The sequence below is a fragment of the Aureimonas sp. SA4125 genome (genome assembly GCF_019973775.1).
Taxonomy (GTDB): Bacteria; Pseudomonadota; Alphaproteobacteria; order Rhizobiales; family Rhizobiaceae; genus Plantimonas.
Window position 1 is genome coordinate 585854 of sequence record NZ_AP025032.1, and the last position, 24937, is coordinate 610790.

Consider the following 24937-nt stretch of genomic DNA (forward strand, 5'->3'; position numbering starts at 1 on the left):
GGCGCATCCGGATCGGAAACGGCCCCGATCCGAACGCATGGCCGAAAGCTTGGTGTCAGCCTTCCGGCGGCAGGCAGGTCACAGGTTGGGGCACTGCTCGCCTGGATCGACGTTGTCGAAGCTTTGAATGACGTTGACCGTGCCGTCGGCGACAACCTGTCCGAGATACATCGTCAGCGGAGCGTGACGTTGCTTGTTCATCTGAATGACGCCACGTGGCCCCTTGTAGCTAACCTCGCCGAGCGCCTCGATCACGGCATCCGGCTCCGCCGAGCCGGCCTTCTCGACAGCCGCCTTGTAGAGATAGATCGCCTCGTATTGCGGCACCGACAGATCGTTCGGCGTCTTGAGATCAGCGCCGAACTTTTTCTCCATCGCCGCAAGGAAGGTCTTGTTCTCTTCGCTCGGGATGCTGGAGATGTAAGACGCTGCGATGAAGATGCCGGTCGCGTCGGCGCCCATGCTCTGGGCGGTTCCCTCGTCGACGGCAAGATTGCCATAGGGGATCTCGACGCCTGCGGCCCGGAGCTGCTTGGTCAGCGTCACGTTCGGTGCGCCGCCAGCCGTCGAGGTGATGAGAGCGTCCGGAGCCGCGGTCCGCATCTTGCTGATGATGGCGGTCCAGTCCGAGCCGTCCATCGGCAGATAGTCTTCGCCGACGACCGTGCCGCCATTTGCCTCGACATAGCTGCGGGTGAACTCCAGCATTCCGCGTCCGAAAGCGTAGTCGCTGCCGACGAGATAGAAGGACTTGGCGGAAAAGTCCTTCATGAAATGATCGACGATCGGCGCGACCTGCTGCTCGGGAACCCACGCATTGATGTACATCCAGGGGCTGCAAGACTTACCCTCGTAGAACGAGGTGTAGATATACGGCTTGCCGCCGCGATTCACGATCGGCAGTCCAGCGTTCCGGGCCGCGCTCGTCTCCATGGAAATCAGCACGTCAACATCGCTCTGAAAGACGAGGGCGTCGAAGGCGCGCTGGGCACCTTGAGCACCACTGCCGTCATCGGCGACCACGAGCTCCAGCGGTCGTCCAAGGATGCCGCCCGCCGCGTTGATCTCCTCGACGGCCAGTTCGCTCGACTGGACCACGGATGGAGCGACGACGCTGTTGGCTCCGCTGAGGCCCACCGGCACGCCGATCTTGATGGCCTCCTGAGCCCCGGCAGTCGCCGTGCCGAGGAGCAGGGTGAATGCCAGTCCCTTGAGGATGGTTGTAGCGTGCATGGCAGCTTCTCTTTCATCATGCGGCCCGCTTCGCATCATGCTGGGAGCGGTCGAGATCCCACCTATCGGTTTCGCGCTCAGGCTAAGCGCCGGCACCACAGCTGCGCTCCGCACTGTCGATGGAGTGACCGGCGGCAGCTCCATCGACGAATGGCAGCCGGCAGATCTGTCGGCGGATGGAGCCTAACCAACGATAATCGCCGCGGTATTGTCGCCTCCATCGATTTGTCGATGCCTTCAAAAAACTCCGCCGACGGAATTCTTGACATCAACTTGAACCGCTTTCAACTCTCTGAATGGCAATTTCTGTCCATATTTTCAGCGAGCCTGTAATTTAGGCAGAATGACTATTTTTTGGATTGCCGTGCTGATAGCGGCGGTCGCCCGACGCAGGGATGGACTGGCTTTCGGCCTGTCCGGAGTCTACGCGATGCAACGCCTGCGTGCTTCATGGCTGCAATTGCGGTTCGGTCGTTTCGGCAGGGAGCGCCGGCCTATCGTCCGCGAGCCGGCGGCTTCCCAGGCCGTTTAACCCGCATTCGGCCGGCCTGAAATTCCAATGCCCGCTTCGCCGATGGCGGCGGGCCTTGATCCATCCGCCGATTTTCGGTGGCTTCGCGCCTACTCCGTCGAAGAACCCGCATTGGGCCCGGAGCCATCATCCCAGTCGAGCATGGACGACATCATGGGGGCTTCACGCGGGAGCAGAGGCTCGGCGCCATCCATCGAGCGATGCAGCAGCGGCTTCGCGCCGCCGAAGCCCGGGCTCGATCTCCCTCGACAATGGCGATGCCGACCGCGTCGCCCGCCCGCCCGTGTTTTTGCAGAGCCAGCCCGGCAGGATCTGCGACGTCGCCAGAAGCTGTCCGGCCTCTTCTGGGAGGAGCGGCCGGCGGTACACCGCCGCGGGGAACGCGAAGACCGACGTCTCGCGCCCACGGGCGCGGTCCAGCACGAACCGATGGCGGCCTTCCGGTTCGTCAGATATCGACCTTGTCGCCGCCCTTCAGCTCCAGGATGCCGCGGGCTTCGTCCGGGGTCGCCACTTCGAGGCCGAGCCCTTCGATGATCGAGCGCGCGAGGCGGACCTGGTCGGCATTCGAGGTCGCGAGCTTTCCGGCTCCGGCCCACAGGGAATCCTCGAGGCCGACGCGGATGTTGCCCCCCATGGATGCGGCCTGGGCCGCGATCGCCAGCTGATGGCGTCCCGCGCCGAGAACCGACCAGCGATACTGGTCGCCGAACAGCCTGTCGGCGGTGCGCTTCATGTGCATCACGTCTTCCGGATGCGGCCCGATGCCGCCGAGCAGGCCGAAGACCGACTGGACGAACAAGGGTGGCTTGACGAGCCCCCGCTCCAGGAAGTGCTTCAGGTTGTAGAGATGACCGATATCGTAGCACTCGAACTCGAAGCGCGTGCCGTTGTCGTAGCAGGTGTCGAGAATGTACTCGATGTCCTTGAAGGTGTTGCGGAACACGAGGTCCTTCGTATTGGCCAGATGCTCCTTCTCCCAGGGGTGCTGGAACTCCTTGTACTTGTCGAGGAGATGGAAGAGGCCGAAATTCATCGATCCCATGTTGAGCGAGGCAACTTCCGGCTTGAAGTGGGCGGCCGGGCGCACGCGCTCTTCGACCTTCATGTAGGGGCTGCCGCCGGAGGTGATGTTGATGACGGCGTCGGTCTGCTGCTTGATGCGCGACAGGAAGCGCTCGAAGGCCGCGATCGTCTGGTCGGGCTGCCCGGTTTCGGGGTTGCGGGCGTGCAGATGCAGGATCGCGGCGCCGGCCTCCGCCGCCGCGACGGCGTCGGTGACGATCTGGTCCGGCGTGATCGGCAGATGCGGCGACATCGTCGGCGTGTGGATCGCGCCCGTCACGGCGCAGGTGATGATGACTTTGCGTGGGGCCATGTCGGTCTCCTTCAGGAATTCGTGTCGTGGCCGCTCTGGCGCTTGTGCGCCGCGAGCGCCATCAGGCGTCGGTCGCGCCATGCCTGGCGGTCGCCAAGCTGGTCGGCGGGCAATCGGGCGCGGCGGTCGGCCTCGATGGTGTCGAGCACCGGTCCGTTCCAGTCGACCCGCCGCTGCTGGGACGGCCCGATCGTCTCGTAGATGCCCTTGTAGCGCTGGACGTAGTCGCGCACCCCCTGCGGTGCATTGAGATCGATCGTCTCGAACGGCCCCATGAAGCTCCAGCGAAGCGCCAGCCCCTCGCGGATGCCGATATCGACGTCCTCGGGCGAGGCGTAGCCGTCACTGACCAGCCGGAATGCCTCGTCGAGGAGCGCGCCCTGCATGCGGTTCATGACGAAGCCGTCGATCTCGTTCTTCATGACGATGGGCGACTGCCCGGCGTCGCGCATCAGCGTCGCGGTCCGCTGGCTCGCCTCGGCGCTTGTCCAGGGCGACGGGACGATCTCGACGGCCGGAACGAGATACGGCGGATTGATCGGGTGGGCGACCAGGCAGCGCTCTCGGGTCTTCAGATGCTCGCTGAAGGCCGAGGGCAGGATCGCCGAGGTCGAGGAGGCCAGGATCGTGTCGGGGCCGGCAAGGCGCTCGAGCTCGGAAAATACACCGCGCTTGATCTCCAGATTCTCCGGCGTGTTCTCCTGGACGTGGGTGGCACCGTCGAGCGCCTCGGCGAGCGATGCGGCGATCGCGATGCGGCCGAGGACGCTGCCCGGCTGGTCGCCGCCGAGAAGGTCGAATTCGGCCAGCGAAGGCAGAACGCCGGCGATGTATTGCCTGGCGGCTGCCGGCGCGCCGTCCTCGCGGTCGTAGAGCGCGACCTCGTATCCGCCGCGGGCGAAGGTGATCGCCCAGGCACGTCCGATCAATCCGGACCCGATGACTGCAATCTTGGTCAAGCGATCTTCCTCTTCAGATCAAAGCCAGAGCACTTCGCGGCGCAGGTCCAGGTCCCGCGCCAGCGGCCGGGCAGCGCCTTCGTGGACGACGCTGCCGCGCTCGAGGACCGTGACACGGTCGGCGAGATTCAGCACCAGATCCAGATGGTGGTCGACGATGAGGATCGACACCTCGGCGCGCAGCCGGTCGAAGGCGTTGAACAATTCCTCGGTGATGGCCGGGGAAAGACCCTCGAAGGGCTCGTCCAGCAGCAGAAGCCGGGTATCGCCCACGAGCGCCCGGGCGACCGCGACCATCTGCTGCTCGCCGCCCGACAGACGGTCGGCGTCGATGTCCAGTCGCTCGGCAAGGCGCGGGAAGAATTCCAGCACGCGTTCCTCGCTCCAGTGCTGGCCGGCACCGGTGAGGCGCTTCAGGCGGCCGAGTTCGAGGTTCTGGCGCACCGTCATGCCGGAAAACAGGCCGCGGCCCTGCGGCACGTAGCCGACGCCCCGGCGTGCGATCTCGGCGGAGGGCAGGCCTGCGATCGGTTCGCCGGCGAGCGTGGCCGATCCCGACGCGGGTGGCGCGATGCCGATGAGCGTCTTCAGGAGGGTCGTCTTGCCGGCGCCGTTGCGGCCGAGCAGCGCGACGATCTCGCCCTGATGGACCTCCAGCGAGACGTCGCTGAGGATCTGGCTCTTGCCGTAGAAGGTGTCGATGTTCTGCATCGACAGCAGCACTTCCGGCCGTGCGGCCGAGACGAGATCGCGGGCAGCCAGTGCCGCGACGCCGGACCCGATGTAGATGTCCTGGACACGCTTGTCATTGCGCGTCTCCTCGACCGTTCCGTCGACCAGAACCTCGCCGCCGTTCATGACGGTCACCGCGTCTGCCATGTCGAAGACCCGGTCAATGTCGTGTTCCACCAGAAGCACCGGGATGTCGTCGGCGATCTTGCGGATGAGATTGCCGATGCGCTCGCGCTCGGCTGCCGCCAGACCCGCCAGCGGCTCGTCGAGGAGCAGGATCCGGGGCTTGGAGGAGATGGCAAGACCCATGTCGAGGACCCGCTGGCCACCATAGGAGAGCGCGCCTGCTTCCGCGTCTTCCATGCCGCGCACACCCAGAAATCGGACGATATCGGCGGTTTCGGCATTGATGCGCGCGATCGAGCCGGCCTCGATCCAGGGGTTGAAGCGGCTCTTGTGGGTCGCCTGAACACCGAGGCGCAGGTTTTCACCGACGCTGAGCGTGGGAAACAGATTGGTGATCTGGAACGAGCGCGCCAGTCCCCGCCGGCAGACCGCCTCGGGCGGCAGCCCCGCAATGTTCTCGTCTCCCAGCATCACCGTACCCCGGCTTGGCGTCGCCATGCCGGAGATCAGGTTGAAGGCGCTGGTCTTGCCGGCGCCGTTCGGACCGATGAGCGCGTGCAGCGTGCGCCTGCGCACCGAGAAGCTGGCGTCCTTCACGGCCTGGACAGAGCCGTAGTTCTTGGCGAGCGAGCGCACGTCGAGCAGCGTCTCGCGGCTGTCGTCGGCCGGACGCAGGAAGTCGGGCAGGGGTTCGGCTTCGGCGATGGACCGGTTGGCCATGGCGCCGGCCGTCGTGCGCTTCGGCAGGAACGGGGCGAGCAGCCGCCCCGCGACGCCGACGAGGCCAGTCGGCGAGAACATGATGAAACCAACGAACAGAAGGCCGAAATAGAACAGCCAGTCGCCGGTCCACTGCGACAGGAATTCGCGGAACAGGACGTAGAAGAGGGCGCCCAGCGCCGGACCGAGGAAGCTGCGCGAGCCGCCGATCAGCACCATGGCGAGGAGTTCGCCGGAGAACGCCGGCGACAGCGGATCGGCCGAGGCAAAGCGGTGATGGAAGACGAAGAGGGTTCCGGCAAGCCCGGTCACGCTCGCCGAGACCACGAAGCAGATCAGCTTGTAGGTGGGCGTCGCATAGCCGAGGAACCGCGCCCGCTCCTCGTTTTCGCGGATGGCGACGAGGACCGTGCCGATCGGCGAGCGCACGAAGCGCTGGATGGCGAAGATCAGGACGAAGACCACGATCGCGGCCAGCACGTAGTAGCTGGCACTGGTCGTCGTCGCAATGCCGAAGGGTGACGGACGCGCGATGCCGCCCAGGCCGTTCTCGCCGCCGGTGACTTCCGTCCAGCGGAAGGCGATGGCGTAGAATAGTGCCGTCAAGGCGAGAGTCATCAGCGAGAAATAGACGCCGGTGCGGCGCAGGATGAGGAATCCCAACACCAGCGACAGCGCCGCCACGACCAGGATCGCAAACAGCACCGGCAGCAGCATTTGCCCGGGAAACCAGTGCAGATGCGCCAGAGCGGCGGCATAGATGCCGAGGCCGAACCACAGGCCGTTGCCGAAGGAGACGAGGCCGGTGTAGCCGAACAGCAGATTGAGGGCGAGCGCCGCCATTCCAAGGACGATCACGTCGATGGCCGAGTCGATCGTCAGGCCGATCGCCTGCATGAAGAACGGCAGCACGACGAGCGCGACGGCAGCGATGGCGATGTTGAGATATCTGGACAGCATGAGAATCCGCCTACTCGAACCGTGCGATCCGCTCGCCGAACAGGCCGCGTGGCCGGAAGAGCAGGACGAGGAGCATCAGGAGATACATCGAGGCTTCGGCGGCCGGCGGGTAGAAATAGACGGTCAGACCGCGCACGACGCCGACGAGAAGGGCGGCGAAGATCACGCCCCAGAACGACCCCAGCCCGCCGATGACGACCACGACGAAGGCCGGGATCAGGACCTCCGCGCCCATGGCGGGATGGACGCCGGTGATCGGCGCCATCATCGCGCCGGCCAGCCCCGCAAGGCCGAGACCCAGGGCGGCGACGATCGTCAGATAGGGCCTGAGCGAGATGCCCAGTGCGCCGACCATGTCCGGTGCCTGGATTCCGGCCCGCACGATCCGTCCGAAAGGGGTGCGCTGCAGGAGCCACCAGAGCCCGGCGACGGCGAGCGTCGCCACCAGCAGGATGGCAAAGCGGTAGCGTGAATAGATGAAGTCGCCGATGAAGATCTGGCCGCGGAAGAATTCCGGGATCGAGAAGGGTCGCGGCGTCGCGCCGAAGATCATCCGCAGTGCCTGCTCGATCACCATGGCCAGGCCGAAGGTCAGCAGCAGGCTGAGCGCCGGATCGGCCTTGTAGAACGGCCGAAGGAACACCCGCTCGACACCGACCCCGATGACGGCAACCAGAAGCGGCGCCGCGGCGAAGGCCGGGTAGCCGATCCGGTCGAACAGCAGAACGACCAGATAGGCGCCGATCGCGTAGAAGCCGCCATGGGCCAGATTGACGATCCCGCCGAGCGAGAAGATCAGCGACAGGCCGAGGGCGATCAGCAGGTAATTGACACCGACGAACAGGCCGTTGACGACCTGCTCGGTGATGAAGATGAGCTCGAGCGGCACGGGGGCGACCCTTCAGGACGATCGGATGCGGGAAGCGAACAGGTGTGGGGACAGGGTCCCGCGCGACATCAAGCGATGGCACGCGGGACCAAGAGGCGCCGCCCTCAGGCTGCGCTGAGCGTGCAGGCGTTCTCTTCCTCGGTCGGCGCGATCGCCTCCAGATCCCCGCCATCGCCAGGCACGGCATTGCCGAGCAGCATCAGGTCCCATTCGTCTTCGAGCTGATCCAGCGGCTTCGCCGTCATGGTGTACATCTCCTGGATCAACTGGTGGTCCCGCTTGCGGAAATAGCCCTGCCGCGCCTTGAGGATGTCGAGCTTGGGCTCATCGTCGAAATACTCGATCAACGCTTCGGCATCGGTCGCCTTGGTGGCCGTCATGGCCTGCGCCACGAGCTTCGTCGCCAGATAGTCACCCCAAGCCTGGTTCTCGGGTGGCTTGCCGTATTTCTGGGTGAAGGCCGCGACGAATTCCTTCGCGCCCGGCGCGGTCAGGTTGTGGTGCCAGACCACCGGCCATTCGCCGCCGAAATTGCCCTTGCCCGCGCCCCAGGCGACAGCCGTGTCGAAGCCGAAGCCGCCATAGGGGAAGTCGAGCCCGTATTCGGTGTACTGCTTGACGAAATTGGTGATCTGGTTGCCGGCGAGGTTGGAGATGATCAGGTCCGGCCGGGCCTGGCGGATCTTCAGGATATAGGCGCTGAAGTCGGTGGAATCGGTTGGAACAAGATCCTCCCAGGCGACGTCGCCGCCATTGGCCTCGATGTATTTCTTGCCGACCCGCGACAGGTCCTGGCCGTAGGCGTAATCGGCCGTGAGGAAGTAGATCTTCTTGCCGTCGACGAGGCCATCGCGCAGGAACGCCGAACCGACACCCTTCACATACTGCGAATTGGACGCCTCCACGTGATACATGAAGCGGCTGCAGTCGCTGCCGCGCAGGGCGTCTGAATTGCACCCGGTGTTGAAGAACAGCTTGTTGTTGCGCTCGACGACCTGGGCGATCGCCAGGCCCGAGGCCGAGCTGATCTCGCCGATGATGCAGGCGACATTGTCCCGCTTGATGTAGCGCTCGGCCTTGGTCGAGGCGGTCGCCGGGTTGACGCTGTCCTCCATCAGGAGCTCGATCTGCCGCCCGTTGACGCCGCCGGCGGCATTGAGCTGTTCCACCGCCAGCTGGACGCCGAGCTGGGCATATTCGCCGAGCGGTCCGAGAAAGCCGGTGAGCGGGGTCAGGTGACCGATCTTCACGGTCTCGCTCTGGGCACGAGCGACGTAGGGGGCGCCGAGACCTGCAAGCAGCGCCGTTGTGCCGATACCTTTGATGAGCTGCCTGCGATCGGGTCGAATGATCGAATGTGCCATGCCGTTTCCTCCCGTGGATTCGCGGTGAGTGCGGCTATTGATGTGTGCCGTCCGGCTCCTCCCGAGCCGCCTGCCAGTCGCCTCACACGACAATTATTGTCATCTGTGATCACACATGTCAAAGCTGTTCAAACCGGTTGTGGTCGCCATATCCCGCGCGACGAGCGGCTGATGAAGGTTCCAATATGCGCAGTGTGGAGACAGGGTTGGCGGAGAAGGTGACGCGGGTTTCCCGCGTGACCCTCAGCGAGGTCGTCTATCGCGATATTCGCGAATTGCTGCTGGCCGGTCAGGTCGCGCCGGGGGAGAAGTTCACGCTGCGCGGCCTTGCGGAAGCGGTGGGGACCAGTCCGATGCCCGTGCGCGAGGCGGTCGGCCGACTATCGGCGGAAGGCGGGCTCGAGATCCTGCCGAACCGGGCCATCCGCGTGCCGATTATGACGCGCGAGCGGTTTGCCGAACTGACGATCATCCGGGCCGAAATCGAAGGGCTGGCGGCCCAATACGCCGCCGAACGCGCGGCGCCGCACGAGATCGCGGCGGCATGTGGCTTCCACATGCAGTTCGCCGCCGTGAGCGCCGAGGCCGACCCGGACGGCGCCGCCGCGCTGAAGCTGAATAAGGATATGCATTTCGCCGTCTACCGGGCGGCGCACATGCCGAACCTTCTTCAGATCATCGACGGCCTCTGGCTGCAGGTCGGGCCCGTCATCAATCTCGACCTGCGGGCCAGCGGGAGGCGCCTGAAGGAAGTCGAGGCGCACAAGCATCATGCGAGGCTAGTCGCCGCGCTGAAGGACGGCGACGGAGCGGCCGCGCGCCAGGCACTGGCCGACGACATCAGGACCGCGGCTGATTTCATTTTGGCGACTGGCGACCTGCCGTCCGCCACACGGAAAGGATGATGGGCAAGATGGTTTCGGGAATCGACGGCTTGCGGGTGCTGGTGACGGCGGGCGGCTCGGGCATCGGCCTGGAAATGGTGCGAGCCTTCCACGCCGCCGGCGCCAAAGTGCACTATTGCGATATCCGCGAGGATGAGGGGGCGACCGCCGATCTCCACGGCGTGACCTTCAGCCTCGCCGACGTCTCCGACCGCCTCGACGTCGAGCGCCTGTTTTCCGAAACGATCGACAGGCTGGGCGGCCTCGACGTGCTGGTCAACAATGCCGGCATCGCCGGACCGACCGGGCGGGTGGAGGATATCGACCCGGCGGAGTGGGACCGCACTTTGGCAGTCAATATAACCGGCCAGTACAATTGCACCCGGCTCGCCGTACCGCATCTCAAGCAGAGTCAGAATGCCAGCATCGTCAATCTGTCGTCGCTCGCGGGGCGGCTCGGATTTTCCATGCGCACGCCCTATGCGGCCGCGAAATGGGCCGTCGTCGGCTTCACCAAGTCGCTGGCCATCGAACTTGGCGGTTTCGCCATCCGTGTGAACGCCATCCTGCCGGGATCCGTCGACGGGCCGCGCATCCAGTCGGTCTTCGCCAACAAGGCTGCGGCGCTCGGCCAGAGCGTCGATGCCGTCCAGGAGGCCGCGCTCTCGGCCACCTCGCTGCATCGCCTGATCCCGCCGCAGCATCTGGCGGCCATGGCCGTGTTCCTGGCATCGCAGGAGGGCTCCAGCATCTCCGGTCAGGCGATCAGCATCGACGGCGATGCGCAGGTCATGGTGTGAGACAGCAGGGTCGGTTCGCCTGTGTCTGCTTTGGGCTTGCAGGATGGCTGCAACCGTCATCGATCTCCCCCGCCGGCGGGTAGCGGAGGCCAACCCATCGTTATCCCAAGGGCAAGGCACCCGGCGGGGCCAGTGGGATCAAGTCTGCAGATCGAGCGGCTGGTCCGGATCTGCGCCGCCGGGCCGACGCCACCGCGCAAAGCGCTGCAGCGTCCGGCAACCGACGGTCTCGTCATCGCCAACGGCAAGCGCGGATTGCCACTCGATGCCGGGTTGAGCTGCGTCTCACTGTCAAGAAGGCCGCGGTCCCCAATCATCGCGCGCGCGGGGGCCCTCTGGAGATGCGGCCCTGAAGGCAAGGAAAAGAAGAAACGCAGGCACGACGCGAGTTTCTGCTGAATTCGCATCTCCGCGGGGAACCATAGCGGGACGGCCCGATTTCGGTCCCGGTACCTCGGCGCGAGAAGGAGACATTCATGACCACGGCCGAAACCATCCACGCCCTCGAGTGTGATCTGATCACCGAGGCCGAGGCCGTCGAGCAGGCCATGTGCGAGAGCATCGGCGAGGTGTACCGGAAGGTCGCCACCGATCATCCGTCAGGTTCGCGACCGACGCCTGGAAGTGGCGGTCGGCGGTCCGGTAACGGGAATGCTGATGGGCGGCAGGACGGGTGATCACGCCGCGGCGTGACCCGGCTGAGGAAGGTCGAGCGCGGCCCCTTTGATCGGCAGAACGTCTTCAAGCCCAACCGGGCGACACGGAAGGTGCCCCCGAATCTTGAAGGCGGGTCCGCCTGTCCGAAGGTTCAGCCAGCCGCCATCGTCAGGTAGCCGAGGTAGCCCGAACCGTCCCCCCGCCAGGAAAGATGCGGCACGCGCTCTGCCGCCGACGGCCGTCCGAACAGGTAGCCCTGCCCGATGTCGCAGCCACGGGCCTTCAGGTACTCCGCCTGGTGATGCGTCTCCACGCCCTCCGCCACGGCGGTGATGCCGAGGCTGCGCGCCATCTGCAGCACCGCGTCGACCACGGCCGTGCTCGGGTTCGCCTCGGCGCCGATCGGCGTCACGAAAGACCTGTCGACTTTCAGCACGTCGACGGGGAACTGCTGGAGATGGGTCAGCGAGGCATAGCCGGTCCCGAAGTCGTCGAGGGCGACGGTCATGCCGGCGGCCCGCAGGTTGTCCAAGGTGCTAACGATCCGTTCGGCGTTTCGCCCGATGAAGACCGTTTCCGTCACCTCCAGCTCGAAGCAGCGGGGCGACAGGCCGAACTCGCCGAGGGCACGCAGGACACGCTCCGAGAAGTCTCCTTGAGCGAAGTCCGCGGCTGCCGCGTTGAAGGCGATCCGACCGAAGTCGACGCCCGCCTCCGTCCACCGCGCGCAATCACGAAAGACGCGGTCCAGCATGCGGTCCGTGATTCGCGTCGAGACGGTGGTGTCCTCGAAGGCGGCGGCGATGCTGCCTGGCGACTGAAGCACGCCGCCTTCATCGTGCCAGCGAAGGAGCGCCTCGAACCCGACGACGGTTCCGGTCCTGAGGCAGAGCTTGGGCTGGTAGAATGGCACCACGCGATCGTCGTCGAGGGCCTGACGGGCTTTTGAGAGCATCGTGCCTCTGACGGCGGAGGCCTGCCGCATGTCCGGCGTGAAGAGGCGAATCGCACCTGGATGATCGGCTTTCGCGGCGTAGAGCGCGAGGTCGGAACACTTCATCAGCTCCCCGACCGTCTGGGCATCCTGCGGCCAGATTGCGGCGCCCGCGCACACGCTGATACTCGTGCGGAAGCCATCGATGAGCACCGGATCGTCGAGGGCGACGAGAAGGTCGCGCACCGTTTCCCTGCGTGCGTCCGCCATTGTGAGGTCGGGTAGGATGACCGCGAACTCGTCGCCTCCCAGTCGTGCGACGGTCGCGCCCGTCGGAGCCGACGCGGCCAGCCGATCCGCCGCCTCGCGGAGCAGCGCGTCGCCGGCGGCGTGCCCGAGGCTGTCGTTGAGGGCCTTGAAGTTGTTGAGGTCGATCACGACGAGACCGACGCAGCGACCCGTCGCTGCTGCGCGCGCGACGGCTTCGTCGGCCCTCAGGCCGAACAGGCGACGGTTTGCGAGCTTGGTGAGATTGTCTTCGTGGGCCGCGCGATGAAGGTCGTCCTCGATGCGTCTTTGCTCCGTCACGTTGAGCATGGATCCGACGAGCCGGACAGGAACACCGCCATCATCCCGAACGATCAGGCAGCGCGAGACCATGTTGAGGTACTCGCCGTCGCTCCGTCGGAACCTGTACTCGTAACACCACTGGTCGCCGCCCCCATCCAAGACGGAGTCCTGAAGCCGCAGGATCCGTTCGACGTCGTCCGGGTGAATGCGTTCAATCCACCACTCGCGGCTCGTTCCGGCTCTGGCCTCAGGGTATCCGAGGACCTTCTCTATGGCGCCGGCCCAGGTGATTATCTGATCTTCGTAGGACCAGTCCCAGATGACGTCGTTCGTCGCGCTCGAAGCCAGCCGGTAGCGCTCCTCGCTGCTGCGAAGCTCTAGCTCGCCCCTCACTTGCTCGTCGATATCCTCCAGGCTTCCATACCATGCGATGATCTCGCCGGAGTGGGAACGGCGCGGAAGCGCACGCGAGCGAAACCACCGATATTGTCCGTCCTGCAAGCGCACGCGGTAACGGGAGTCGGCGATGGTGCCGTCCCCGGTCTGGATGACCCGTCCCCACAATTCCGTCACGCCGGGAAGGTCGTCCGGGTGTACCGCCGCCGCCCACCCGTCACCGAAAGCCTCTTCCACCGGAACGCCGACGAGCTCTGCCCAGCGCGGAGAAATCTCGATCACCTCGCCCATGGCATTGGCCAGCCAGAGGATCTGCGGGTTGAGCTCGATCGAGGCGCGGTGATGAGCCTCGCTTGCCCGGAGATAGGAAAGTGTCTTGAGCAGTCGTTCCTGATCCTCGCGCGCGAGCTGGGCGAGCTTCTGGCTGTGGAACGCCAAGGCGAGCGCAACCGCGATGATAAGGATGCTGGCACCGACGACGATGGAGCCGACGGTGTTGAGATCGACACCTTGCGGGCTCATCCTGGCGGGGTCCTGGACGATCGTGATGCCCGCCATCGCCACGAAGTGGAGGAACAGGATCCCCGTCATCAGGGCGACTGCCGAAGGCCATGCCAATGGCAGCCGGGAAAATCGCTGGAGAAGCCAGCCCGCGAATGCGCAGAGTGTCACCCCACCCAACTGCGAGGCCACTACGAACGCAACATCATACTGGACGGCACCGGGAATCTGGAGGGCGGCCATGCCCAGGAAGTGCGAGATGGAAAGCGCGGCGCCCACCACGGCGCCGCCCAGAACGCCGCGCAACCGCGAAGGGTCCGACCCGATCACCCAGCCGAGCGCCGACAGGCCGACGCAGCACGCACCAGAGGCGACGGCCACGCCGACGTTGGTCCGCAGGTCGACTTCCCATGGGAAACCAAGCATGGCGGTGAAGTGGGTCGTCCAGATGGTGGTCCCTGTCACGCCGCCGGCGACGACCAGCCAGTGCCTGCGATGGACTCCTTCGGCTGCGATGGCCCGCTGGAGCACGAACGCACCGGAGAAGCACCCGAGCACGCACACAGCCACGGCAAGCGCCACGAGGCGAAGGTCGTGCTCGTCGGCAAGGCAGGAATTGATACACCACATAAAGAGAGGACCGTCAGAGTGCCACGCCGACAGGCTAAAGGCATCTGGTTCGCAAGACATGAACGGCCGCGCCCCAGTATCTGATGTACCCTTGGAGCTACGGGACTTTCGTTCCCTGCGTCAGCTCGGATCCAGTCGGGCGTCGAGGGAAATCTTCTTGCGCGGCCGGGACAGGTTGGCCACGGACCGTGTCCGAAAAGCTTGTCACGCCAAGTGAATCCGGTGGGCGGGTAATTGACCTTGCTGAAGGCGATGTCTCGCCTCCATGGCAAACGTTCACGCAAGGTGACCAAGGCCGACATACAAGATCACGAGTGATTGCGTACCGAAGCGAGCCGCAGGGACGATCATCTCAGCTCGGCATGGCCGTACCGACGGCAAGGAGGGGTGGTTTGCCGTCGGTCAGCTTTCGGACGGCACGTGACGATCGCAGCCTTTGCCGACTTTGCTTGAGACCGCAGCCGCAGTCCGCTCCTCCCTCCCTATTGCGAGGGCATCGTGCCGGGACGCAGGTGGGCGAACATGTGGGCGACATAGTCGGCTTTGCCCAGCTCGACGCCTTGGCTGCGCAGGATCGCATAGGCGGTCATCACATGGAAATAGAACTGCGGCAGCGCCCAGTCGCGGGCATACTGCTCGGCAGTGAGATCAAACACCATGCCTTGAGGCAGCGCATGAGCGATCGGGGTCGCCGGGTCTATGGGGTGGGTATCCCCCATGGCAGCCTCTACCACGGCGATGGTCTCGGCGATCCGGGCACGCGCGTCCGCGATGGTACCAGGATGGTCGGCAGCGTTTCGCCCCTCGTCCAGAAGCACCCCCACGGAAACCGGGAAGGCCTCATTGCGGAGCCGGAACAAACCCTCCTGCGCCTGTACACAGGCGAAGCGGACCTGCGTGGCCAACGGGAACATGTCGGGAGCAAGACGCGCCGCGAGCAAGAGTTCAGCCCCGCCCTCCGGCCTCTGCGTCTCCGCTTTGCCGAGCCAAGCCGAAAGCGCCTTCAGCATCTGCACGTAGGTTGGTATCAGGAGGTCAGGCAGGGTCATCAGGTTCTCGCTTCCAGAATCCTGGCTCGATGACGGGTCGAGCACTCGTCGCTCGTCTATCGCAGGTCAAGCGTCAGTGCCACCTCCGCCAAACCTGAGCCTTCGTTTGCGCTGCCGCGCCAGCCCGCAGCGGGGCAAGGATACGATGCCGACGCATCCACGGCAGCCTGAAACGCCTTGCGATGCGGGAGCGGATGTCTCGGGAACGTCGCAAGTGGTCTGTCCGTCGCTCCAGCGATTGCGCATATCGATGCCGTCCCGACCACGCGCCCACCCGAAACTCGGCCTTACGCGCACCAACCATGTTGGCGCCTGCGCCCATTCGGGCCTCGGCTCGCCGGCCCAGACGGTCCAAGAGTGATCTCGCCGTTTTGAACAAGCAAAGCGTGAGCTATGTCTCGGCCTTCGCCGGGAACGCCCCATCCTGGAGACGGCGGAGGGCGAGGAGTTCCGAGCTCTCGGGCATGGCGATGTCTCCCAGGCGAATGACCTGCCCCATCGCGACCGGCCGGGCGAGCCGCTTGTCGGCGACGAGATAATAGGGCGCGGCGCGATCGGCCGACAGCGGCCCGGCAGGGTGCAGGGCCGCGCCGACGTCGGCGATCGTGTGATGATGGCCGAGCGCCGACAGCATCGTGCCGGCCGCAAGATCGGCCTCGGCCACGGCGACCAGATCGAGGCGCGGCAGCGGGCGCTCGGCGCCGCTCGACGTGCCGCGCAGCGCGACTTCCAGGATGCTCGTCGCCGCTTCCAGGCCGAGCAGGTGGCGCGGGATGTAGAGCATGGCCGTGCGGCCGTTGCGCGACAGGATGTGGCCCTTGTCGCGCAGCATGTCCCAACTTGCGCCGTCGCGGCAGCGGACGACGACGAAGACGCCGCCGGCAAAGCTGATCTCGCCGGGAAGGCGCAGGCAGTGGAAGACGTCGATCCGCCGCTCGCCCGAAAGGATGCCGCCGTCCGCGACCGTCGAGAAGACGCTGGCGACCTCGCTGGTGCGCAGGATCGGGCAGTGCAGCGCCGGCACGTCCGGCACGAGATCGACGGCGTTGGCCGCGACGCCGAGTTCGCACAGGTCGGGAACGGCCCGCTGCGGCAGCGCGGCGGCCGCTTGCGACCGCGCGGCGACCCGCTCGCCCACGGGATGGTCGCCGAGTTCCAGGAGGCCGGAAAAGGCGGGGGCGTCGACCGTCGTGCCGTTGCTGCTGAGCCTGCCCGTCGCCGGGTCGTAACAGAAATCGTATTCGCTGGATTTGCCGGCGGCGACGATGTCGAAGCCGAGCACCTCGGCCCAGGTGACGAGGCCGATCAGGAGGCTCGGCTGGTCGCCGTCGACCGGCGTGACGATGACGCCCTGGGCGGCAGCCAAATGCGCAAGGCCCGGTCCGACGACGCTGTCGACTTCCTTCGACACCAGCGCGACGTGGCGTTTCGCCTCGATCGCCAGGCGCGCGTGCCGGGCGCCGGCCTCGGGATGGCCGGTGGCCTCGACGACGACGTCGATCGGCAGATGCAGAACCACTGCCAGATCGCCGGCGGCGATGAAATGCCCGGCCGCCCAGGCGGCCGTCGCCTCCGCCGCATCGCCGCATTCGGCGATCGAGGCCGGCGCGATCCCGACGGCGCGAAGCGCCGCCGCCGCCGCGGCCGCGGTGACGTCGACGGCGACGCGGACATTCATCAGGGGAACGTGCAGTCCCTGGGCGATGAAGGACCGGCCAAAACCGCCGGTGCCGACGACGCAAGTCTCGACGATGCGCCCGTCCGCCCGGAAATAGCTGTGATGGTTCATCGGGTTCTCAGCTCTCGAGGGGGGCGCGGGAACGGCGCAGGCCGATAGCCTTGGAGACGAGGGGCCAGACCAGCATGATCATGCCGAGGCTCATGATCGTGGCGACCAGGGGATTGGACCAGAACACCAGGAGCGAGCCTTCCGACATCAGCAGCGACTGGCGGAAGGCGGCCTCCGCCTTCGAGCCCAGCACCATGGCGAGAACCAGCGGCGCGATCGGGTATTCCAGCTTCTTGAAGAGGTAGCCGAGCACGCCGAAGCCGAGCAGCAGCCAGAAGTCGAAGGTGGAATTGGCCACCTGGTAGACACCCGTCATGATCACGGCGACGATGATCGGGCCGATGATGGCGAAGGGCACGCGCAGGATCGAGGCATAGAGCGGCACGGTGGCGAGCACCACGATGACGGCGACGACATTGCCGAGATACATCGAGGCGACGAGGCTCCAGACGAAATCCGGGCGGTTGATGAACAGCATCGGGCCGGGCGTCAGCCCCCAGATCATCAGGCCGCCCATCATCACCGCGGCGGTGGCGGAACCGGGAATGCCGAGCGCCAGCATCGGCAGCAGCGCCGAGGTACCGGCCGAGTGGTCGGCGGTTTCCGGCGCGACGATGCCGCGCGGATCGCCCTTGCCGAACTGCGACTGGTCGCGGGCGAAGCGCCGGGCAAAGCCATAGCTCATGAAGGAGGCCGCCGTCGGTCCGCCCGGGGTGATGCCCATCCAGATGCCGATGACGGTCGAGCGGATCATCAGCGCCCAGTAGCGGGGCATTTCCTTCAGCGTCTTGAACACGTCCGCCGCGCGGACGCGGGCGGAAATGCCCTTGAAGGATAGACCTTCCTCCATCGTCAGCATCAGCTCGCCGATGCCGAACAGGCCCATGACGGCGATCAGGAAGCTGATGCCCTTGATAAGGTCGGTGATGCCGAAGGTCAGCCGCATGCCGCCCGACATGGTGTCCATGCCGACGGTGGCGAAAGCAAAGCCCAGCATCATCGACACCAGGGTCTTGAACGGCGAGTTCGCGCTCATGCCGATGAAGCTGGCGAAGGCGAGGAAGTAGACGCCGAAGAATTCCGGCGAGGAGAAGCGCAGCGCGAAGCTTGCGACCCAGCCGGAGAGGAGCGTGATCATCACCACGCCGGCAAGGGCGCCGATGCCGGCGGAGACGAAGGCGAGCGTCAGCGCCCGCGTCGCCTGGCCCTGCCGCGCCATCGGGTAGCCGTCGAAGGTGGTGGCCACCGACGACGGCTCGCCGGGAATGTTGAACAGGATGGAGGTGGTCGAGCCGCCAAACAGCGCCCCCCAGTACATGCAGGAGAGAAGGATGATCGCCGAGATCGGATCCATGGTGAAGGTGAGCGGCAAGAGCAGCGAGACGCCGTTCGGGGCGCCGAGCCCCGGCAGCACGCCGACCAGCACGCCCAGCATGACCCCGACCATCATGATCATCAGGTGATAGGTGCTGAGGACGGTGGCGAAGCCGTCCATCAGGTGGCCGAGATTGTCTGTCATGTCATCTCCTCCTGGGAGCCGGACTCGGTAGCGGCAGTCGGCGCACGGCGCCGGCGGACGGGCCGCGTCAGTAGATGCCGAACATCGCCTCGACAGGACCCTTGAGCAGGGGAACCTGGAAGCCGATCTCGAAGATCAGATAGAAGGCGACGGCGACGCCGAGGCCCGACAGGAGTGAGATCCACCAGGCATATTTGCCCTGGAAGATCATCGCCGCGGTGATGTAGAGCAACGTCCCGACATACAGGCCGACAAAGACCGACAGCACGGCGAAGGCGATGACCGGCAGGAAGAAGGAGGCGACGAGGTTGAGACGCCGGCGATCGAGGAAGACCTCGCCCGCATGGTGTTTCAGGATCACCGCCCGCCCGAGATTGCCAAGGCTCCCCAGCAGGATCAGGATGCCGATCCAGAACGGGAAATAGCCCGACGCCGGGCCGGTCTCCTCCCAGGCGATGCCGAGCTGCCACGAGCCGTAGCAGACGACGAGGCCGATGCCGCCAGTCAGGCACGCCGTGGCGATCTCCATCGCATGCCGCGACAGTCCCCTGCCGTGATCCGAATTATCCATGACCGCCCCGCTGAAGATGGGAAGGGCCGGGCGGCGGATGCCGCCCGGCCGCAGGAAGCCTTACTTGACGAGCCAGCCTTCGCGCTCGAGCACCTCGACGACCCGCTTGGTGTCCTTCTCGGCATAGTCGGCAAAGTCCTTGCCGGCGATGAACTCGCTGCTCTGGGCGGTCTTGGCGATGTAGTCCGCCCATTCCGGTGTCTCGGTCACCTTCTTCAGGACGTCCTGGTAGTAGGTCACCACCGCGTCGTCGACACCGGCCGCCAGCCAGACGGTGCGCGGCATGCGGTAGGTGTCGAGCGCTATTCCGGCTTCCTTGCAGGTCTCAATGTCGTGCCAGCCCTTGCCGTCATGGACCGGCTCGCTTTTCGGCAGCCGCTCGGTGCGGAAAACACACAGCGGCTTGACGAGGCCGGCTTCCCACTGACCGCGGTTCTCGTTGGGATTGTTGACATTGGCGTCGATATGGCCGCCGGCAAGCTGGGTCAGCGCCTCGCCACCACCGTTGAAGGGAATGTAACGCAATTTGGCGCCGGTCGCTTCCGACAGCATCGAGACCAGGATCTGGTCCGTGTCCTTGGACTGGCTGCCGCCGAACTGCATGTTGCCGGTCTTGGCCGCGGCGATGAAGGCGCCGGCATCGTTGTATTCGGACTTGCCGTTCACCCAGATCAGGAACTCGTCGATGGCCAGGGCCGCCACCGGGACAAGATCGGCCGCCTTGTACGGCATCGCCGCTACGTTCGGCAGCAGGTACTCGTTGTTGGTGCCGAAAGTGAGCTTGTGGACGTCGCCCGCATGCGCGGCGCTGTAGGCGAAACCTTCTGCGCCGGAGCCACCGCCCTTGTTGGTGACGATCACCGAGGCCTTCATCAGATCGTGCTTGCCGATGATCATCTGGATCGTGCGGGCAAAAGTGTCGGTGCCGCCGCCCGGACCCGAGGTGACGACGAACTCGACCGGACGGCTGGGCTCGAAGGCGTGAGCCGGCAGCGCGACGCCGATCGCAAGGGTCGCCGCAAGTGTCATGGATTTCAGCATTGTCATTCCTCCCTGGTGAAATGTGAGGCCGCCCGGGTTATCCGCAGGTCGACCGGCAGGTGTCGGCCGTCAGCGCGGCGCAGACCTCTCCTCGCTGGCGCGGCGCGCCATCCGCGCGGCCAGCAGCACCGCTTCACGCGAGGCGCCGACATCGGCGACGCCCTTGCCGGCGATGTCGTAGGCGGTGCCGTGCGCGGGCGTGCACAGTGGGAAGGGCAGCCCGCCCATCATCGTCACGCCCTTGTCGAAACCCATCATCTTCATCGCGATCTGGCCCTGGTCGTGGTACATGGTCAGCACCGCGTGAAAGCCTTCCTTGACCGCGCGAAGGAACACCGTGTCGGCGGGAAAAGGCCCTTCGACATCGAAGCCCATCGCCTTGGCGCGCTCGACGGCCGGCTCGATCACCTCGATCTCTTCCATGCCGAAACTGCCGCCGTCGCCGGCATGCGGGTTGAGACCGGCCACGGCGATCCGGGGATTCTCGATTCCCGCCTGCCTGAGGCAGGCCGCCGTGAGATCCAGCTCCGCGATGATGGCGTCTTCGGTAATGGCGGCCGATACGGCCGAGAGAGGGATGTGCGAGGTGACGCGGGCGTTCCAGATCTGCTGCAGAACATTGAACTCGCGCGCCTTGCCGGTGAAGGACAGGACGTCCGACACGAAGCGCAGCTCGTCGTCATAGCCGGGATAGGCGTAGCGCATCGCCTTCTTGTTGAAGGGCGTGAAGCAGACCGCCGCCACCTCGCCCCGCTGCGCCATTTCCAGGCCGAAACGGAAATTCTGGGTGGCGAAGGCGCCGCCGGCCAGCGTCGCCTCGCCGCGGGTCACATCCTCGGGCGAGAGGTTCTGCAGGTCCACGAACAGCGGCTTTTCGGAGCGCGGGACGAGGTCTTCGGCGTCCCTCGTATAGTCGAGATCGAGATCGACGCCGGCGATGCGGGCACCATCCTCGATCAGGCGCCGATCGCCGACGACGACGAAATGCACCGATTGCGCAAGGTCGGTCTCGGCGAGAAGGCGGGCGGCAAGTTCGGAACTGACGCCCGAGGGATCGCCCATGACGAGCGCCATCACCGTCCGGTCGGACCGAGTCTCAAGATTTGCCATCGGCGCCATCCCAGCGTCCTCCCAGATGCCATTGATTGACGGCGACGCTAGCGACGAAGGATCGCAGTGGCAAGCATTTTGTATTTGGTATACAAAATTATCATTGCGCAGAACGTGGCGACGGGATGTTCCAGGCCCGGCCGCGTGGTAGTTCAGATGACCCTCACGCCTAAGGTTCGGACTTATGGATACCGACAGCCCGACATTCGCCGCCGACTTGAAGCCTTCGGGGACGATTTCCCGCCAGTCCCTGCACGGCGAGATCGTCAACCGCCTGCGCGACATGATCATCGAGGGCGAGCTCCTTCCGGGGGCGCGCGTGCATGAGGCGCAGATGGGCACCCAGCTCGGCGTCTCCCGCACGCCCCTGCGCGAGGCGCTGAAGTATCTGGCCAGCGAGGGGCTGGTGGAGCTGGTGCCGAGCAAGGGTGCAGTGGTCAAGCGCTTCGGCGCCAAGGAAGTCCAGGACATGCTCCTCGTCATCAGGGCGATGGAGGAACTCGCCGGCGCGCTGGCCTGCCAGAACGGCAGCGACGCCGACATCGCCGAGGTGCGCCGCCTGCACGACGCGATGATGCGCGCCTATGCGCAGGGTGATCGGCTTGAATATTTCAAGCTGAACCAGAGCATCCATTCGGCCATTGTCGCGGCGTCGAACAATCTGGCGCTGATCAATCTGCACGCGCTGCTGCAGTCCCGGCTGAAGCGGGTCCGGTTCATCGGCCATGAAGGGCCGGAGAAGTGGGCGGCGGCTGTCGCCGAGCATGAGGACATGATCAGGGCGCTTGAAGCGCGGGACGCGGTTGCGCTTCCCAGCGTGCTCGGCGCGCATCTCGCCAACGCCTGGTTCCGCGTCAAGGATCAGTGGGATGAGACGCCGACCTAGCCTGCCCGAAACCTCGCCGACTTCCGCAGCGCCCGGACGAACGGGCGAGGTCGCCAGGACCGGCAAGCCACAGGCGGAGGTCCCGAACCTCCGCGCCTCCGTCGCATCAGGGAGGTCTCCGCCACGACGGGTGCGGCGCTGCGGTTGATGGCGGCGTCGTCGACACCACCGGCTGAGGCGTCGCGTGCGGCGGATCAGGCGGGTCGCACGCGCCGTCCCGCCGGCAGCGTCATCGCGATCACGCTGACGACGACGAAGCCGAGGCCGAGCCAGGCGGACGGCTGCGGCGTCTCGCCGAGAAACAGGATGCCGATGCCGACGCCGATCGGCACGCGCAGGTACGCCTGCGCCGTGGTGCCGACCGAGCCGAGGCGCTGGAGCAGGGTGAAGTAGATGACGAAGGCGAGCGCCGTCGAGAACACCGACAGGGCGAGCAGCGCCAGAAGAGAGGCTTGCGAGGGCTGGAGCGTCCAGGGCTGGTCGACGACGAGGCTGACGGGAATGAGGATCACGGCCCCCCAGATCAGCGAACCCGCCGCCGGCATCATCGGATCGAGATCGCGGAACGTCCGGCCGAACGTGACGGCGGCGCCATAGGCGACGGCGGCGAAGACGATGGCAAGCTGCGCCGTCAGCGCCGTGCCGAAGCCGGCGAGTGCCGAGGGACCGACGACGAGGCAGATGCCGGCGAGGCCGGCGACGACGCCGAAGATCTTGGGCCCCGTCACGACCTCGTGGCGCGTCACGCCAGCGTTGATGAGGAAGGCGAAGACCGGTGTCAGCGAGTTGAGGATCACCGCAAGCCCGGCATCGACATGCTGCTCCCCCCAGGCGACGAGGGTGAAGGGCAGGACCGAGTTGAGGCAGGCCTGGATCAGGAAGCGCTTGGTATTGCGCCCGTCCGTCGGCAGGCGAAGCCCGCGCATGCGCAGGATCACCAGCAGCAGGCCGCCGGCGATCAGCGTGCGCGCGGCGATCAGCGTGATCGGCGGAATGGTGGATACGCCGATCTTGATAAAACTGTAGGAGGCGCCCCAGAGGGTGGCGAGGGCGAGCAGCATCAGGAGGCTGACGGCAAGGCGCGGGGGATGGTCCGCCATATCCGGGTCTTTCGGGTCGTGAGGGGCATAGGTGCCGGCGGACGCTAGCCGGGCTGGCCTGCGAGATGCTTCGGTCTTCGCCGAAGCGTCGGCTCCTGACAAGCCGCGCGGCGCCGCCTATTCTCTTGGGATGATCGACCTCCCGACGGGCAGCACGATTGCCGAGACCGCCTTCCTGATGGGCGACCCTGCCCGCGCCAACATGCTGGCGGCGCTGATGTCCGGCACGGCACTGACGGCAGGAGAACTCGCTGCCCATGCCGGCGTCACGCCGCAGACCGCGAGCGGTCACCTCACGCGGCTGACCGAGGGCCGCCTCGTCACCGTCGAAAGGCAGGGCCGCCACCGTTATTTTCGCCTGGCGTCGCCCGAGGTGGCGCGCGCGTTGGAAGGGCTGATGGCGCTGTCCGGCAGTTCCGGCATGAAGCCCTCGCGCCCCCGTGGCCCGCGCGATGCGGCGATGCGGCTGGCGCGGTCCTGCTACGACCATCTGGCCGGCCGCCTCGGCGTCGCCATCGCCGATGCGCTCGAGCGCCGGGGCTTCGTCGATCTCGACGACGGCATCGGCATCGTCTCGGGCGAGGGCCGGCGCTTTCTCTGCGATTTCGGCATCGACGTCGACGCGCTTTCTGGGGCCAAGCGTCCGCTCTGCCGGACCTGCCTCGACTGGAGCGAACGCCGTCCGCATCTTTCGGGCAGGCTGGGCGCCGCCATTCTCGAGCGCACGGTCGAACTCGGCTGGCTCGCGCGCGTGCCGAAGAGCCGGACGCTGCGAATCAGCGGGGCGGGCGAAAAGGGCTTTGCCGAGACGTTCCGATGCGAGCCGGTTTGGCTGGAGACCGCGTCAAAATCGCTCTCTGCCATCGCTCCGGCCGAGCCAGGAAATGATGTCTGCGCGCCCGCCCGTTCCAATCGGCGAGCAGCCCTCCTGTCTGGATGATCGTTGCACGGGCAGAAGGAGTTTCTGCTGCAGTCATGATCGGTGGGGGACGGCACCAGGCCAATCGGATCACCATCGATCCTGACAACAGCAGAATGAGCCTTGGACGATTCGTGGGCCGAGATGGCCTGGCACCCTTCGGCGTCTCAGAAGGCGAGGCGACCGCGCGACATCACGAGCGCCCGCCTCTGTCGGGGTTCGCCCACTGGTGCGCCGTCGCCTGGAAGGTCCAGCTGTCCCCTGATGGGCGGACCCCAACGCCTGATGGAGAAGAAAAGCGGTCACATCAGCCTCATGCAATCGTCCCGGACGTGCAGATCGACAGCATTGCCGCCTCTGCCATGCCGGTATGGGAGCCGCCGAGACAGCACCCGTTGGCGCCGCGCGCCTTGATGGCGAGGAGCTGGCGCTGGTAGTTCCACTCGTAGAGCGCCGAACTCTGATCGAGCCCCTCGTAACACTGCAGCCGGATCAGCTTGGTGTCGTAAGCGAGAGCCAGCGTGCGCGCCACCTCGGTCTTGCCGACGCCCGCCTCGCCCTCGAGCAGAAGCGGGCGCGACAGGCTCTCCATCAGCCAGAGCGCGGTCGCGAGGTCCCTGTCCGGCACGTAGCCGGCGGCGACGAAGCGAGCGGCAATGCCGAAAGGCCTGGGAGTTCGATGCCTCTA

The 24937-nt window shown here is 65.9% G+C and carries 19 protein-coding genes and 1 pseudogene; 5 read left to right on the top strand and 15 right to left on the bottom strand.

The window, feature by feature from the left end; translation table 11 throughout:
* Positions 1-78: 78 nt before the first annotated feature.
* The 6 genes from Sa4125_RS02660 to Sa4125_RS02685 all read right to left on the bottom strand — a co-directional run bounded on the left by Sa4125_RS02660 (position 79) and on the right by Sa4125_RS02685 (position 8893).
* Positions 79-1233, bottom strand: a complete 1155-nt coding sequence (locus tag Sa4125_RS02660) for a substrate-binding protein (protein ID WP_224007462.1) — start codon at positions 1231-1233, stop codon at positions 79-81.
* 980 nt (positions 1234-2213) lie between these two features.
* Positions 2214-3143, bottom strand: a complete 930-nt coding sequence (locus Sa4125_RS02665) for a 3-keto-5-aminohexanoate cleavage protein (protein ID WP_224003390.1) — start codon at positions 3141-3143, stop codon at positions 2214-2216.
* Between the two features lie 11 nt (positions 3144-3154).
* Positions 3155-4102, bottom strand: coding sequence for a 3-hydroxyacyl-CoA dehydrogenase (locus tag Sa4125_RS02670; RefSeq protein WP_224003392.1), 948 nt, complete (start codon positions 4100-4102; stop codon positions 3155-3157).
* A gap of 18 nt (positions 4103-4120) precedes the next feature.
* Positions 4121-6640 (bottom strand): branched-chain amino acid ABC transporter ATP-binding protein/permease, encoded by a 2520-nt coding sequence (locus tag Sa4125_RS02675; protein WP_224003394.1) that lies wholly within the window; start codon positions 6638-6640, stop codon positions 4121-4123.
* A 10-nt stretch (positions 6641-6650) separates the two neighbouring features.
* The gene (locus Sa4125_RS02680) at positions 6651-7529 is read right to left on the bottom strand and encodes a branched-chain amino acid ABC transporter permease (RefSeq protein ID WP_224003396.1); all 879 of its coding nucleotides are present in this window, start codon (positions 7527-7529) and stop codon (positions 6651-6653) included.
* 104 nt (positions 7530-7633) lie between these two features.
* Positions 7634-8893, bottom strand: a complete 1260-nt coding sequence (locus tag Sa4125_RS02685) for an ABC transporter substrate-binding protein (RefSeq protein ID WP_224003398.1) — start codon at positions 8891-8893, stop codon at positions 7634-7636.
* A 206-nt stretch (positions 8894-9099) separates the two neighbouring features.
* Here Sa4125_RS02685 and Sa4125_RS02690 point away from each other — a divergent pair, with 206 nt between their 5' ends.
* The 3 genes from Sa4125_RS02690 to Sa4125_RS02700 all read left to right on the top strand — a co-directional run bounded on the left by Sa4125_RS02690 (position 9100) and on the right by Sa4125_RS02700 (position 11254).
* Positions 9100-9798, top strand: coding sequence for a GntR family transcriptional regulator (locus Sa4125_RS02690; protein WP_224003400.1), 699 nt, complete (start codon positions 9100-9102; stop codon positions 9796-9798).
* Entirely contained in the window at positions 9798-10577 is a 780-nt protein-coding gene (locus tag Sa4125_RS02695; RefSeq protein WP_345944311.1) for an SDR family oxidoreductase, read from the top strand. Before Sa4125_RS02690 ends, Sa4125_RS02695 begins: the two co-directional genes overlap by 1 nt.
* Positions 10578-11053: 476 nt before the next feature.
* Complete coding sequence (locus Sa4125_RS02700; RefSeq protein ID WP_224003401.1) at positions 11054-11254, top strand: hypothetical protein; 201 nt, start codon at positions 11054-11056, stop codon at positions 11252-11254.
* Positions 11255-11385: 131 nt separating this feature from the next.
* Here Sa4125_RS02700 and Sa4125_RS02705 read toward each other — a convergent pair whose 3' ends face one another.
* The 7 genes from Sa4125_RS02705 to Sa4125_RS02735 form a co-directional block, all read right to left on the bottom strand.
* The gene (locus Sa4125_RS02705) at positions 11386-14217 is read right to left on the bottom strand and encodes a GGDEF domain-containing phosphodiesterase (RefSeq protein WP_224003403.1); all 2832 of its coding nucleotides are present in this window, start codon (positions 14215-14217) and stop codon (positions 11386-11388) included.
* Between the two features lie 530 nt (positions 14218-14747).
* Positions 14748-15314, bottom strand: a complete 567-nt coding sequence (locus Sa4125_RS02710) for a DUF1993 domain-containing protein (RefSeq protein ID WP_224003405.1) — start codon at positions 15312-15314, stop codon at positions 14748-14750.
* A 391-nt stretch (positions 15315-15705) separates the two neighbouring features.
* Positions 15706-17103, bottom strand: coding sequence for a flagellar biosynthesis protein FlgA (locus Sa4125_RS02715; protein WP_224003407.1), 1398 nt, complete (start codon positions 17101-17103; stop codon positions 15706-15708).
* A 7-nt stretch (positions 17104-17110) separates the two neighbouring features.
* Complete coding sequence (locus Sa4125_RS02720; protein WP_224003409.1) at positions 17111-18622, bottom strand: tripartite tricarboxylate transporter permease; 1512 nt, start codon at positions 18620-18622, stop codon at positions 17111-17113.
* 67 nt (positions 18623-18689) lie between these two features.
* Positions 18690-19193, bottom strand: a complete 504-nt coding sequence (locus tag Sa4125_RS02725) for a tripartite tricarboxylate transporter TctB family protein (RefSeq protein ID WP_224003411.1) — start codon at positions 19191-19193, stop codon at positions 18690-18692.
* Positions 19194-19253: 60 nt separating this feature from the next.
* Positions 19254-20234, bottom strand: coding sequence for a tripartite tricarboxylate transporter substrate-binding protein (locus Sa4125_RS02730; RefSeq protein ID WP_224003413.1), 981 nt, complete (start codon positions 20232-20234; stop codon positions 19254-19256).
* Positions 20235-20303: 69 nt separating this feature from the next.
* Positions 20304-21353 (bottom strand): 4-hydroxythreonine-4-phosphate dehydrogenase PdxA, encoded by a 1050-nt coding sequence (locus Sa4125_RS02735; protein ID WP_224003415.1) that lies wholly within the window; start codon positions 21351-21353, stop codon positions 20304-20306.
* 175 nt (positions 21354-21528) lie between these two features.
* Here Sa4125_RS02735 and Sa4125_RS02740 point away from each other — a divergent pair, with 175 nt between their 5' ends.
* Entirely contained in the window at positions 21529-22230 is a 702-nt protein-coding gene (locus Sa4125_RS02740) for a GntR family transcriptional regulator (RefSeq protein WP_224003417.1), read from the top strand.
* A gap of 194 nt (positions 22231-22424) precedes the next feature.
* Here Sa4125_RS02740 and Sa4125_RS02745 read toward each other — a convergent pair whose 3' ends face one another.
* Positions 22425-23330 (bottom strand): EamA family transporter, encoded by a 906-nt coding sequence (locus tag Sa4125_RS02745; protein ID WP_224003419.1) that lies wholly within the window; start codon positions 23328-23330, stop codon positions 22425-22427.
* A gap of 130 nt (positions 23331-23460) precedes the next feature.
* Between Sa4125_RS02745 and Sa4125_RS02750 the strand changes: the two genes are divergently transcribed.
* Complete coding sequence (locus tag Sa4125_RS02750; RefSeq protein WP_224003421.1) at positions 23461-24270, top strand: helix-turn-helix transcriptional regulator; 810 nt, start codon at positions 23461-23463, stop codon at positions 24268-24270.
* A gap of 385 nt (positions 24271-24655) precedes the next feature.
* On the opposite strand, the pseudogene Sa4125_RS02755 reads toward Sa4125_RS02750, so the two are convergent.
* Positions 24656-24907: pseudogene (locus tag Sa4125_RS02755) on the bottom strand (AAA family ATPase); the annotation flags it as partial.
* Positions 24908-24937 lie beyond the last annotated feature (30 nt).